Annotated in this window: 10 protein-coding genes; 1 reads left to right on the top strand and 9 read right to left on the bottom strand. The window is 64.0% G+C overall.

Annotated elements, in window-relative coordinates; translation table 11 throughout:
• The first annotated feature begins 38 nt into the window (after window positions 1–38).
• Window positions 39–1,538 carry a dynamin family protein gene (locus ABCN56_RS12150; protein ID WP_343081054.1) on the top strand — a complete coding sequence of 500 codons (1,500 nt, stop codon included), beginning with the start codon at window positions 39–41 and terminating at the stop codon, window positions 1,536–1,538.
• A gap of 362 nt (window positions 1,539–1,900) precedes the next feature.
• Here ABCN56_RS12150 and ABCN56_RS12145 read toward each other — a convergent pair whose 3' ends face one another.
• The 9 genes from ABCN56_RS12145 to ABCN56_RS12105 form a co-directional block, all read right to left on the bottom strand.
• Complete coding sequence (locus tag ABCN56_RS12145; RefSeq protein ID WP_343081053.1) at window positions 1,901–3,004, bottom strand: LysM peptidoglycan-binding domain-containing protein; 1,104 nt, start codon at window positions 3,002–3,004, stop codon at window positions 1,901–1,903.
• A gap of 129 nt (window positions 3,005–3,133) precedes the next feature.
• Entirely contained in the window at window positions 3,134–4,273 is a 1,140-nt protein-coding gene (locus ABCN56_RS12140) for a transporter substrate-binding domain-containing protein (RefSeq protein ID WP_343081052.1), read from the bottom strand.
• 109 nt (window positions 4,274–4,382) lie between these two features.
• A complete protein-coding gene (locus ABCN56_RS12135; protein WP_343081051.1) occupies window positions 4,383–5,150 on the bottom strand; it encodes a PP2C family protein-serine/threonine phosphatase in 768 nt (255 codons plus the stop codon).
• Between the two features lie 16 nt (window positions 5,151–5,166).
• Window positions 5,167–5,988: an FHA domain-containing protein gene (locus ABCN56_RS12130; RefSeq protein ID WP_343081050.1), complete on the bottom strand. Its 822-nt coding sequence runs from the start codon at window positions 5,986–5,988 to the stop codon at window positions 5,167–5,169.
• Between the two features lie 107 nt (window positions 5,989–6,095).
• Window positions 6,096–8,105 (bottom strand): serine/threonine-protein kinase, encoded by a 2,010-nt coding sequence (locus ABCN56_RS12125; RefSeq protein ID WP_343081049.1) that lies wholly within the window; start codon window positions 8,103–8,105, stop codon window positions 6,096–6,098.
• Between the two features lie 716 nt (window positions 8,106–8,821).
• Window positions 8,822–10,423: a SulP family inorganic anion transporter gene (locus ABCN56_RS12120; RefSeq protein WP_343081048.1), complete on the bottom strand. Its 1,602-nt coding sequence runs from the start codon at window positions 10,421–10,423 to the stop codon at window positions 8,822–8,824.
• Window positions 10,424–10,539: 116 nt separating this feature from the next.
• Entirely contained in the window at window positions 10,540–11,010 is a 471-nt protein-coding gene (locus ABCN56_RS12115) for a Mut7-C RNAse domain-containing protein (RefSeq protein ID WP_343081047.1), read from the bottom strand.
• A gap of 164 nt (window positions 11,011–11,174) precedes the next feature.
• Entirely contained in the window at window positions 11,175–11,864 is a 690-nt protein-coding gene (locus ABCN56_RS12110) for a response regulator (RefSeq protein ID WP_343081046.1), read from the bottom strand.
• A 45-nt stretch (window positions 11,865–11,909) separates the two neighbouring features.
• Window positions 11,910–12,683, bottom strand: coding sequence for a hypothetical protein (locus tag ABCN56_RS12105; RefSeq protein WP_343081045.1), 774 nt, complete (start codon window positions 12,681–12,683; stop codon window positions 11,910–11,912).
• Between the last annotated feature and the right edge of the window lie 132 nt (window positions 12,684–12,815).

Raw genomic sequence — 12,815 nt, 5'->3', positions numbered from 1 at the left:
TGGGCACGTGAACATCGAAGACGGGGCAGGAAGTGGACATGACCAAGGGGATGCAGACCGATCAGCGCACCGTGACCGCCGCGCAACTGTCGCGTCTGGAAGACTGGGCGAACCGGAAACCCTGCATCGCGCTGATGGGTGAGTTCAGCGCTGGCAAATCGACGCTGATCAACTTCCTCGTCGGCGAGGACGTGCTTCCGACCCGCGTGACGGCAACCCAATTGCCGCCCGTTTGGCTCAGCCACGGCGAGCCCTCGGCATACTATGTCGACAGTCTGGGGCGCCGGCACGACCTTGCGTTCGACGACATTCACTCCGTGCCGGTCCAGGGCGTCCGCTACATCCGACTGTTCTGCCGCGGCCGGATCCTCGAAATGGTCGATCTGATCGACACGCCGGGCATTTCGGACCCGAACATCCCCAGGCGAATCTGGGAAATCGCCGTTGGATACGCCAACGCGATCCTGTGGTGCACCCATTCGACGCAGGCCTGGCGGCAGTCGGAGCGGAGCGCGTGGGAATCGCTGCCCGAACGCGTTCGGGCCAATGGCGTGCTTTTGGCCACCCGGTCCGACAAGCTCAGCCCTTCGGACCGCGAACGGGTGGCGCAACGGCTGAACCGGGAAGCGTCGGGATATTTCCGCAAGATCGTGATGTTCTCGGCCACCGACGCGATCAAGGCCGCGACGGAGGGGGAGACCGGCACGCTCTGGCACACGAGCGGCGGCGCAGAGCTTCTGGCCGCGCTTCAGGAGATCGCCGATGACATCGCGCTTCAGCGCAAGGACATGCTGTCGCGCTACGCGGTCAACACCGGCGAAGCTTCCCCGGCGCAGAACCGGAGGCAACCGGATGACGCTACGCTCCCCGCCGCGAACGAAGATTCAGCACCTGCCTTGCGCATCGCGCCGAAACGGGTCGCCCCAAGCGCGGCGTCCATGGAGAAATCCAACGATTCACGGACGCGCCTGAGCCGCACGGAAGCCGATACGATGCGTTCAAGGATGCTGAAGGAGGTTGCGCCAGCGAACGATCAGGGAACCGGCCCCCTCATTCTTCTCACGCCGATCACCACTGCTAAACCCGCCAGCGAAACGCCGGAAAATGAAGATCTGCTTGCCGACGACCTCCCCATGGAGGCCGCGAGCGGGGGGCCTATAAGGACGGAACAGACGGGAGAGGCGGAAGATGCCACTCCTGAAGACGGCGGTCTGAGCCGCATGGTTTCCGAAGCGATTGCGAGCGTTGCGATGGCGGAGCCCCCCGCCGAGCCCGCCCCAACGTCCTGGGATAGCGTTTCCTGCGTCGAGCAGGAGACGACGCCTGCAGAGAAAGTGCTGCTCGGCAGCGATGCCAGCGTACTCGACCTTTGGCGGAGCCTCGTGGCCCGCTCTCCGCGCGTCGAGACGGTGTCGGATATTCTGACGCTGATCGAGGAATTCCTCGCGGCAAGCAGCAAGGAGGGGCAGCGCGGCAACTTCAGGCGTGTCGAAGACAGGGAAGGTGGCGGCGGAGACCGCTCGGAACTCGTCTTGTGACCGAGGCGCCATTGCCTCTGACGCTTGGTTGAGGAGCCCTTGGCAGCTTCGGCGCGAAGACGGTCCGGGGTTTCCAGGCCCTGCACGGGGCCCTTCCTCCAAAGACCGCCGCAAGCGAGCTTGCCCCCACACCCGCGGTCGTCAGGATTATCGGCGCTTCGATCCTGAAGACCTCCGGCAGGGCGGAACACCTTGATCCAATTCGACATCTTTCGCCTAGAAAGCCGCGAGGCGTCATCGCGGCCCTGAAAGAAAAAGCCCTGCCGGCTTGCACCGGCAGGACTAGTCGCTTCGATCCGCATCCCCTTATCCCGGAGGTTCCCGAAGAGATCCGCGGACCTTGAAAGGTCCGCGGCGCCCGATCAGTTCGTCGCGCTGAGCTTCTGGTTATGCTCTTGAAGCGTGCTCGCGATGATGTCGTACCACTCGCCGGTATCACGCATCTCGGTCAGACCGCGGTTGATCATCGCGATGTATTCGCGGCCGAACGGGTTCGACTTGTGCGTGAGCGCCGACAGCGACAGCACCTTGGAGAGGTAGACGTTTTCGACGACGTCGGCTTCGATGTTGAGCGTCTTGATGACGTCTGCGGCCGACTGGACTTCAAGCGCGACCACGTCGACATCCCCGAAGACGAGCTTCTCGAAGCATTCCTCGCGCTTCTTCGGCATAACCATTTCGACCGCCGGCGCGATCAGCCCCTCAACCTCGAGGTCGAACGTGTAGTAACCTTCCGGACGGCAGATCCGGGCACCCTTGTAGTCCTCGTAGGTCTTGGCGTCGGCGAACTTGCCGCCCTTCTTGGCGTAGAAGCCGCTGACCGGTTCGTAAAGCGGCAGGGACGCATCGAAATCGGTGCAGCGCTTCTTCATGCCTTCGGACAGAAGATCGATCTTTTCGCAGTCCGGCACGTACCAGGCCAGGCCGATGTCGAACGCGTTGGTCGGCAGAAGAGCGGTGATGTGGGCGTCCCAGTCGTCCACCCAGTTGACCGAGTATTCGCGGTCGTTGCCGGCACGGTGCAGCGACGTCGTCGCCAGTCGAACAACGATGCCGCCACCCGAAAGTGATTCCTCGGCGAACGGCGCCCAGTCGCCTCCCGACACGAACTTGATCTTCGGCCGGTAGGCGCCAACACTGTTGCCACTCGATGCCTGCGACGTCTGTTCCTCGACCTTGATCGCCGGCGCCGGCGCGTCCGCGCTCAGACGGCCGTCGGCGCAGGGCAGGGCAAGTTGGGTGCCCGGTTCGAGGCCGTTCGGGTTCGCGCCGAGCACCTGCCGGTTGGCGTTGAAGATGATCTGGTAGTCGAGAGAGCCGTAGGCCGCCTTGGCGATGCTGCCGAGCGTATCGCCCTCCTTGACCGTGTAGGTCGTACAGGCTTCCTGAGCCGATGCGCTGGTCGCCATGATGGCGAGAGTGGCGCAGGTCGCGGCGAGTTTAACAATAGTGGCTTGAATTTTCACGATATTTTCTCCTGTTCTGCGGACTATCCGTAGGATCCTTTCTGGCCTGCATCGCTCTTTGCGCAGCGATCTTGCGCGGGATTGCCTGACCGGGAGGTGCCCTGCACCGTGCGGCGCGGCAGGTCCCGATCAGTTTGTCCTTGCCTCCTCCTGTGCCTGCTGCCTCAGACCGTCCGAAACGATTTCGAACCACTCGCCGCTCTGGCGCATGATCGCGAGGCCGGAGTTGATGGTGTCGATGATTTCCCTGCTGTGCGGGTTCGACTTGTGGACGAAGACGCGCAGGGTCTTGATGTATGCGAGGTTCGGGTTCTCGATCACTTCGGACTTGATGCCCAGTTTCGCGATGGCGTCGGACGCGACCTGCACCTCGAGATGCGCGAGATCGACTTCGCCGGTCATCAGGGCCGTGAAGCATTCAGCCACCGTTTTCGGGCGCATGAGGACGACGGCGGTCTCGCTGATGCCGGCGCTCGTCAGCGCGGAGAGGGAATAGCCGTCCGGCCGGCAGATGCGCTTGCCGAGGAACGCGTCGTAGCTGGCGGCGCTCTCCAGCCCGCTGCCCTTCAGCGCGAAGTAGCCGTCGACGATCTCGTAGAACGACTCGCTGTGATCGAAGTCGGTGCAGCGATACGCGTCGGCCGCACTGAGCGCGCCGAGATGGTCGCACTCCGGCAGGCTCCAGGGGAAGCTCGCATCGAAGGCGCCGCTTGGCAGAAGCGTGTCGAGATGCGAGCCCCAATCGTTGACGAAGGCGATCGAAACGTCGGCCTTCGTGTTTGCCCGCACGAGGGCGGTCCGGACCAGCTGCGGCATGATCCCGCCGCCGGGCAGGTCTTCGCCGGTGAAGGGCGGATAGTCGTCAGCCGTTATGAACGAAATGGATTCGAGAGGCGCGACTTCTTCCGCCGACGGCACCGCGGCCGCCACTGCCTGCACGGCGGTTTCTTCTTCCGTCGCTGCCGTCTCGGGTTCCACCACTGGTTCGGCGCTTTGCGTGTCGGCGCTCACTTGCGTGCCATCGCAGGGAATCTGCAGCGTGACCCCGACCTCGATCAGGTTGGGGTTGTTGCCGATCACATCGCGGTTGGCGCTGTAAAGGCGCTGGAAATTGTGCGTCCCGAGGGTGGCGAAGGAAATGTTCGCGAGCATGTCGCCCGGCTGCACCGTGTAGGTGGCGCAGACTTCCTGAGCCAAGGCGCCGTGCCCGCCCGCGGAAAGAGCGAGGCAGGTGACGGCAACCGTGTTTCGAAATCGGCTGAGTTTCATCTGACGACCTTCTGTTCGTGCAGGTTCGGTGTTTCCAGTCGCCCGGTCGCGCCACCTGCCTGTTAGAAATTTTTGCTGTGCCGGCAGTTACTTGCCGGCTTTCCGATGACTAACTGACCTTGATTACCGCTACCGAAATGTTGTCCTGATCCGGATCGTCGAGTGACCGGACTGACGCCACGAGAGCCTCGGCCAGGGCCGCACTGCTTTCCTTCCTGTGCTTGTGCACCACGTTCCGGATGTCCTCGTTCGTGAGGAACTGGAGACCGTCGCTGGATGCGATGACGATGTCACCCGGCAAGAGCTTGAGCGGCGCCTTGCCGAAGTCGATCCGCGGGATCGGAGCCCCCATGAGAACCGACGTCAGGCAGTTGCGGTCGGGGTGGTTGCGCGCGGTGTCGGGGTCGAGCATCCCGGCGCGCACCATCATGTCTATCTGAGGCCCCATGGAATGGTCCTCGTTGACCTGCCGCAGGCCGTCTTCGCTGAAGACATAGAGAGGCGAGTCTCCCACCGACAGCCAGTGCAGCCGGTCCTCTAGCAGGAATGGCGTGATCAGCGTCGTGCCCATCCCCATCATGTCCCGGTTTCTCGAGATGTAGGCCGCGATCGAGGCGTTGGCGCCAGTTGCCGCGTCATGCAGGATGCCCGGAATATCGTCGTCGCTTACTTCGCCCGAAGCGAGCCTGACGCTGAGCCTCCGGCCGACCTCCTCGACGACGAGGGAACTGGCGACATCCCCCGCGGCGTGGCCGCCCATTCCATCCGCCAGAACCGCGAACCCGATCGGGCAGTTCGCCGGAAACGTGACAGCCACCGCGTCTTCCTGGTAGTCGCGCTTTCCCTTGTCGAGCGCGGTCGCCACATCGTAACGCATCAATGCGCCCTCTCTCTTATTCGTCATCCCAGGAGAAATCCCCGCCGCAGAGCGCCACGAAGGCCAGCGTCGTTTCTCCGATCCGGATCAGGTCGCGATCTTTCAGGGCTTCCGTGGCGAGCACCGGCTTGCCGTTCAGGCGAACGAGGTTCGTCTTGCCGCCGTGGCCCAGGTAGAACTTGCGCTCCTCGTCATCGAAGGCGATGGCCGCATGGTTCGAACGCGAGATGCTGGTGTCGCCGAAGTCGAGCTGGATCGCCTGGTCCTCGCCCCGGCCGATCTGCGAAACGCCGGCCTGCAGGGGGAAGGACGTGCCGCGGCCCGGCCCCTTCATGACGACGACCCAGCCGAAGGGAAATTCAGCGCGGCCCGGAGCCGGCTTGGCCGCAGCACCTTCGGCGAAGATGTCCTTCATCGTCATGCCAGGTCGCTGGAAGCCCAGGAAGGTCGTCTTGACCCGGCTCGATCCGCGACCGGGCGCCACATCGGGGGACGATGCGGCGGCGGCCGGCGCGGCTTCAAGCGCTGCCGCGACTGTCGTTTCCACGGGCCGTTCCAGCTCTTCGGCGAAGGGCATGGCCTGAGCGCTCCGCAGTTCGGGTGCCCGTTCGCTTCCGGCGGCGGAGTTTGCGTTCCGGATCGATGAAATCCGTTCGAGGATCCGCGCTTCGAAAGCGTCCTTCGCTTCCCGCGGAGCGCCCTCTGGCGCGGCATTCGCCCGAGCCTCGGCCTCTCCTGCGGACCTGTCGGCCGACGACTGCCGAGACTGATCGCGCCTCGAGACGAGATCGAAGGAAAAGCCGCGCTCTCCGAGTCCGGGAATGTGCCGCATGCGCATTTGTACGTCCCTTGCTGTTTGGGTTGGCTTCCGCGGCACGCGCGGGAAATCTTTACTGCACTTGCAGAGGTGCCGGCCCGGCTTCCGGGCTGGCCGCATGCCGGCCGTCAACTCGCCGGGACGAGAGCCATCCTCACGCTCAGGCGTTGTTCGCCGCGGAGGACTTCGAGCCGTGCGTCGGCGATCCCCCGGCCGACCAGCGCATCCATGAGCCGCTCCGCTGCGTCGGCGGTGTCGAACACGGTTCCCGTCGTCGTTTCGCGCAACAGGATGTCGCCCGCCCGCAGTTCGGACTTGCCTGAGGCATCGACTCCGGTCGTGACGGTTTCCCAGGCACCGTCAGCCATGCGGCTTTCCAGGCTGATCGTGTTCGCAAGGCCGATGCGCCTGATGGCGGGAACGGCCAGTTCGACGTTGTCGTAGGCGGACGCGCCGGGGATCTTGACCCGAAGCTTCGTCTGAAGCGCGCCGCCCTTGGCGGTCTTCATGTCCGTCAGGATCTGCGACCCGAGATCGGCGCTGTCGGCAATGGTCTTCCCGTTAACCGAGAAGATCATCGTTCCGATCTTGAGCCAGCTTTCGGTCAGGGCCGGGTCCGCGTCCGTACCGATCGACCTCACCTGCGCGAAACGGGTGCTGCCCACGGTGCGAATGTTCGAGTCGAAGGGAAGCTTCACGTCCCAAAGCGCGTAGGAGATCTGGCCCTGCGCAGGCGCCACGGCGGATGCCGCAGTGCTGCTTTCAGCGGGCGTTTCGGGGGCTGGGGCGGCGGGCTGGGCGCTTGCCGCTGCCTCCTTCGTCACCGTCGGCGCGGGCGCGGAGCTCGCTGCAGCGGTCTTCGGTTCGGCAGGCGCGGCCACCGCTTTGGCCGGCGCGACGGGCGACGGGGCCGCAGCGACCTTCTTCGGGGCGGCGGCCGGTTCCTCCTTCTTCGGAGCCCCAGCCGGTGCGGCAACGGACTTGGCCGTCGGGGCAGTCGCCGCAGCCGCGGGCTCGCGGCCCGTCATCGTCACGGCGACGCCGATTACCGCGACGACCGCCACCGCGGCGACACCGATCATCAGGCCCTTGCCACCCTTCTTGGCTTCGGCGGATACCTTCGCCTTCGGTGCCGGCACTTCCTTATTCGGCGCGGCGGGTTCGACACCGCCCTTCGACACGGGCCGTGCTTCGGCCAACGGCGCAGCGGATCCATCGAGCATGGCAAGCCATTCCTTCGCCGACTGGATACGGTTCTTGGGGATGGTGTTCATGACCTTGTCGATGGCTTCGAGGAAACCCGGCGGATAGCCCTCGAAACGGCCCGCGAGGGCTTCGTAGGGGTCGGGCTTGCCTTCCGCGATCGCCGCCAGGCGCACCTGGCTGTTCGCCGGAGGCTGGCCGGACACGAGGTGCGTGATCGACGCGCCGAGGGCGTAGAGATCGCTCCACGGGCCCTGTTCGCTGCCCGCGATGTAGAACTCCTGCGGGGAGTAACCGTCCTTCACGACCCTCAGAGCCGTCAAGGCGCGGCTTGCCCGGGACGCCTCCTCGCGGGCGGCGCCGAAGTCAATCAGGATCGGCTCCCCGGCTGCATTGACGAGAATGTTGTCGGGCGAGATGTCGCGATGGAGGATTCCGTTTTCATGCACGAAACCGACAGCGCCGAGCATCTTGCGCGTGATCGAAACGACCGCGTCCGGCGCGAACGTGACCTCCGGATCCTCGATCATGTCGAGGAGGTCGCGCCCCTTCACGTAGTCGATCGCCATGTAGGCGGTGTCGTTGTCCTCGAACACCTGGTGCACGCCCACGATGTTCGGATGGACGAGCTTCGAAAGGTTTCGGGCCTCCTGAACGAAGAGCTTGACGATCGAGCGGAACTCGGCCTGATGGGCGCGTGACCTGGCGCCCACGATCGTTGCGCTGCGCCGGCAGAAGGATCCGGGGAAGCATTCCTTGATCACCACGTCGCGGTCGAGGCTGTCCTTCGCCTGATACGTGATGCCAAACCCGCCATGGTTGAGATAGCGGGAAATCGTGTACTGACCCTTGAGAAGCTTGGTCCCGACGGGAAGCTCGTCGACGAAATCTTCTTGCACCGCGGTTTCCGCCACGACTTCCTGCGGTTTCGACATCAATTCCCCCACGTTTCAGCACTCTCGACAGGCGATTGAAACGCGTGGCAGCGCTGCCTTTCCTTCACTGCCATACTCGTGAAATCGAACAAAAAATGTGAACTGAGTATTACTTGCACTGGAGGAAAAAGGCCGAATTTGGGCGCAACATGGACCCAAAACGGTTTCGCGCCCCTAAGGCTGACAAGTCAGTAATACTTCCTTGGTTTTTTTCGCCGCCGCCAGAAGATTCGCACGGCCGGACGGCACGAGAGCACAACCCAAAAGCGACTCTTTGTCGTTTTTTGCCGTCAAGCGATTCGCCGCAGGGGACCTCCCCCTGTCATTCGAATCGGGATTCGAACGGCAGCCTCGGCCGAGACACCGGGCGCCGGTCCGCAGCGGGTCCAAAGGCGCCAGCCCGCATCACGGATGAGAGCCCCTGTTTGCACCGGGCATATCGACCCGGCTCCGCGTTCCACTTTCGAAGTTCGCGCTCATCCGGATGGCGGCGATATACAGCGGATGACCCCGATTGACGGCGCGCAACGGCCCGATCGGGCCACGGATAGGGGGCCTCTTTCGCCTCATCTTCATCAGATCCGCGGGCCTGGCGGAATTCTCGCCAGCGGCCACGGATTGGTCCCGAGGACAAAAGGGATCTCACGATGAAGCCCGGTCGTGGCGCTTCCCGGACGGATGCCCCGCGTCAGGTGTTCGCAGTTCTCGAGGCGGCGTCAGTGCGCGCCGCCAAATGCTCCGGCCCTGACGTCGTAATCCACCGCGATGCCGTAGTCGGGGTCGTCGTCGCTGTCGATCATGAGCTGTCCCGCGCGGTTCAGCAGACGGTGGCAATCGCGGCTCAGGTGCCGAAGGGCGAGCGACTTGCCCCGCGCCTCGTACCGCGCGGCGAGCGCCTCGACCGCAGCAAGCGCGGATTGGTCGGCCACACGGCTTCCGGCGAAATCGACAATGACGCGATCAGGGTCATCCTCGGGCGTGAAGAGTTCGGCAAACCCGTCAGCCGACCCGAAGAACAGCGGCCCCTCGATCTGGTAGAGCTTGGCCCCGTCATCCGTGAAGCTGGTGCGCGCCTGGATGCGCTTGGCGTTTTGCCAGGCATAGGCCAGCGCGGAAACGACGACCCCGGCGACGACCGCGGTGGCAAGATCGGTCGCCACGGTGATCGCGGTCACGAGCACGATCACGACCGCGTCCGCCTTCGGCACGCGCCGCAGGATGCGGAAGCTCTGCCAGGCGAAGGTGCCGATCACCACCATGAACATCACCCCGACGAGCGCCGCGAGCGGGATCTGCTCGATCAGCGCCGACCCGAAGAGGATGAACGACAGGAGGAACAAGGAGGCGGCCACGGCGGCAAGGCGCGTGCGCCCGCCCGAGCTAACGTTGATCATCGACTGGCCGATCATCGCGCAGCCACCCATGCCGCCGAAGAAGCCGGTCACCGTGTTGGCCACGCCCTGGGCCACGCATTCCTGGCTGGCGCCGCCGCGCTTGCCGGTGATCTCGCCCACGAGGTTGAGGGTAAGAAGGCTTTCGATCAGCCCGATCGCCGCGAGGATCACCGCGTAGGGGAGGATGATTTCGAGCGTCTCGAAACTCAGGGGAACGGAGGGCAGGTGAAAGGCCGGCAGCCCGCCTTGGATCGAGGCGAGATCGCCGACGCGCGGCACGTCGATCCCGAACGCGATGACCAGCGCGGCGATGATCGCGATGCCGGCCAGCGGCGCCGGGATCGCCCGGGTCAACCGCGGCATGACCCAGATGATCGCCATCGTCGCGATGACGAGTGCCAGCATCGTCGCAAGCGGCCAGCCCATCATCCAGGCATGCCCGCCCTGCCCGTCCGGGATGCGAAATTGTTCAAGCTGTGCAAGGCCGATGACGATGGCGAGTCCGTTGACGAAACCCAGCATCACGGAATGCGGCACGAGGCGGATGAACTTGCCGAGCCTCAAGAACCCGGCGGCGATCTGGATGAGGCCCATCAGGACCACGGTCGCGAAGAGGTAATCCACCCCGTGCGACGAGACGAGGCTGACCATCACGACGGCCAGCGCCCCGGTGGCCCCGGAGATCATCCCGGGCCTGCCGCCGATGAGCGCCGTGATCAGCCCGACAAGGAACGCCGCGTAGAGACCGACCAACGGATGCACTCCCGCCACGAACGCGAAGGCCACCGCTTCCGGCACGAGTGCGAGCGCCACGGTCAGACCGGACAGAAGCTCGGTCCGGATGGCCGCGACAGAAAGCGGGAAGGCAGGCGCATGGGGCGGCGATACGGCGGCGGCAAAAGCCGCGAGCGCGGAGCGGGTCATCGGAGTCCTCGGGGAATTGATCTGTTCGCTGCGGGCCGTTTAACGGCAAATGGCGGCAGACGAAACCCTGCGGCGCGATTTTGCGACCAAGCCATGTCGGATTCGTCTTTGCTCGATCAATGGTCGCCGTTCCAGTCCTCCAGCCGCTCGCGCATGCGCCGATGGTGATCGCCGGTCCAGTAAACGCGCCCGCAAGTCGGGCAGGCACGGACCGGACCGCCGAGAGTCCGTACCTTCGCCGGCAGAGCGGCGGTTTCCTTCTCCGTCGCGGGGCGCAATGGGGTGTTGTCGACGACACAGCGGCTGAAGGGCGCGTGGAGCCAGTCGATGCCGAGTTCCCGTTTCAGTTCGCGCGCCTGCCCTTCGGTCGTTTCGGCTCGAAGCACCAGAATTCGCCCCCGCGCCGCGTTCCTCTCTGCCATGCGGCGATCGCGGGTCAGAAGCAGGCGGCGCTCGTTGGCCGCGACGTTCAACAACTTCGCGTCGTCGGATTCCTCATCCGCCAGCAGGGCGTCGTGACCGGCCGCCCTGAGCCAGCGCGCAAGCCGGCCCAGCATCGCATCGCAGAGGAACCCGTCCGCGCCCATTCGGCCCTTCACCCCGTCAGCTGCCCGAGAAACCGGATCGTCGCGATACCTGGCGTCTTGCGCAAGCCCGTGCCGGCGCGGTCGTATCCGGATTGTCCCGGCGCCCGGAGCGCGGCAGGCCGTGCTGCGCGACATCGCTGCCTCGGACGGGATGAACGCCCGCTCTAGTTTGCAGGATCCAACGCGAGCGCCGCTTTCGATGCCTCGCGGCCAACATCCGCAACGGTTTCGGATATCTGCGCTTTCGCCCCGCGCCAAAGGTCCGAGGTGGTCTTTGCCAAGGACGTCAACCGCTCTTCATTGCCCTCGCTTTTCAGAAGTTCCTCGGCCTCGATCAGGATTGTTCGCACGGCCGAGGCGCCGACGATCGCCACTGCCCCTGCCAGCCGATGCGCCTCAGCCTTCAGCGCACCAAGGTCCCTTGCCGTGTCGGCAGGTTGCTCGAGCCGCTCAGCAAACGCCGCAAGCTCCGCCGTGATTTCTTCCAGCAGGGTTTCGGTGCGGGTCGCGCCCAAAAGCTCGACGAGTTCTTGCGCGGTCGCTCGGTCAATCGCATTCGCGATGTTGGACTGATCGCGCGTTGCCTTTGCCGTCAAACCCGCAATCAGTTCACGCAGCTTCTGCCGCGATATGGGTTTCGCGATCGCACCGTTCATTCCGGCCTGCAGGAAATTCTCCACCTCGGCTTTCTGGACATGGGCCGTGACCGCAATGATCGGGGTATTTCTGCATGGACCGCCGGACTGCCTGATCGTGGCTGCGGCATTCACGCCGCTTACCTTCGTGACACTCAGCGCGGGCGCCTCGACGAAACCGATGATAGTCAGTTCGCCCGAGTTGGCATCCTCGAGCATGTTCCGGTTAACGGTATTCGTGATGACGGCCGAGACGTTGTAGGTTCAAGGCTCAAGCGCATCGCCCTCAGGAATCTCGAGAGACCAGGTACCAGTTTCGGAGACGCAGTTGAGGCCAGCCTCATACGTGTACCGGATGCCGTTTACCGTGACGGTCAGGTATTCGTTCTCGCCAAGCGTCGCCGTTCCGGTCACGATCGGGGTTGTGTCGGTCGTGGTCAGATAATCCGTGCCCACGGGGCCGAACGGCGGCAAGGTTCGTGTGTACGCCAGGTACGAGTTCAATGACTCGAGAACTCCGACCATGTCGTTGGATCCGGAAACGTCATCGCCAGTGTTGATACCGAGAGCGGCAAGGCTTTCCGTGATCTCGAGGAAGCCGTAGTTCGAGCCGGCGTCGAGGGTGACGTAGTCGCCTGGGTCGGGAGTGGCCGTGACCGGAAATGAGAAGGTCTGGAAATACGGGCTGCTGCTGTCAGGCGTAAAGCCGAATACCTGCAGATCGTTTCCCTGCTTGACCTTCCAACTGATCGATCCGGGGACCCTGTATTCCGCACCACCCACGATCAGGACAAGGTCGACTGGAATGTCGTTGCCTGTCGGAGACTCGAATGCAACTCCTGAACTGTTCTGCTGAACAAGGGCGGCTTCTGCGGAGAAATCGGCGAAGACCACGACGTTATCGGCTTCCCGGTTGCTGCTGCCATAACGGCCGACGAAACCCTCGACGAACGTTACAGAGACGCTTTCGGCGGAAGCTGCTGACGCGATGGCTGTCAGAAAGCTGGCGGCGAAAAAAAGTACAACACTTCTGAACACTTCCGACTCCGGTTCGAAAACTCAGTCGGAAGATCTAGTACCGCGTCATTGAATGGCTGGTTGAGCGATCAAGGCTGTTTGTCGACATCTTTAGTCGTCGTGCTTCTGCGCCTTGGTATGGACGAAAGACGT

This window comes from Ostreiculturibacter nitratireducens (genome assembly GCF_032670585.1).
In the GTDB taxonomy this organism is placed as follows: domain Bacteria; phylum Pseudomonadota; class Alphaproteobacteria; order Rhodobacterales; family Rhodobacteraceae; genus Ostreiculturibacter; species Ostreiculturibacter nitratireducens.
The sequence above is the reverse complement of the archived record's forward strand: the minus strand, read 5'-3'. Positions and strand labels throughout refer to the sequence as shown.

Bases quoted from the DNA above. Each gene is read 5' to 3' on its own strand.
- ABCN56_RS12150 (WP_343081054.1), top strand. From the start codon at position 39: ATGACCAAGGGGATGCAGACCGATCAGCGCACCGTGACCGCCGCGCAA.
- ABCN56_RS12140 (WP_343081052.1), bottom strand. From the start codon at position 4,273: ATGAAACTCAGCCGATTTCGAAACACGGTTGCCGTCACCTGCCTCGCT.
- ABCN56_RS12135 (WP_343081051.1), bottom strand. From the start codon at position 5,150: ATGCGTTACGATGTGGCGACCGCGCTCGACAAGGGAAAGCGCGACTAC.
- ABCN56_RS12130 (WP_343081050.1), bottom strand. From the start codon at position 5,988: ATGCGCATGCGGCACATTCCCGGACTCGGAGAGCGCGGCTTTTCCTTC.
- ABCN56_RS12125 (WP_343081049.1), bottom strand. From the start codon at position 8,105: ATGTCGAAACCGCAGGAAGTCGTGGCGGAAACCGCGGTGCAAGAAGAT.
- ABCN56_RS12120 (WP_343081048.1), bottom strand. From the start codon at position 10,423: ATGACCCGCTCCGCGCTCGCGGCTTTTGCCGCCGCCGTATCGCCGCCC.
- ABCN56_RS12115 (WP_343081047.1), bottom strand. From the start codon at position 11,010: ATGGGCGCGGACGGGTTCCTCTGCGATGCGATGCTGGGCCGGCTTGCG.
- ABCN56_RS12110 (WP_343081046.1), bottom strand. From the start codon at position 11,864: ATGCTCGAGGATGCCAACTCGGGCGAACTGACTATCATCGGTTTCGTC.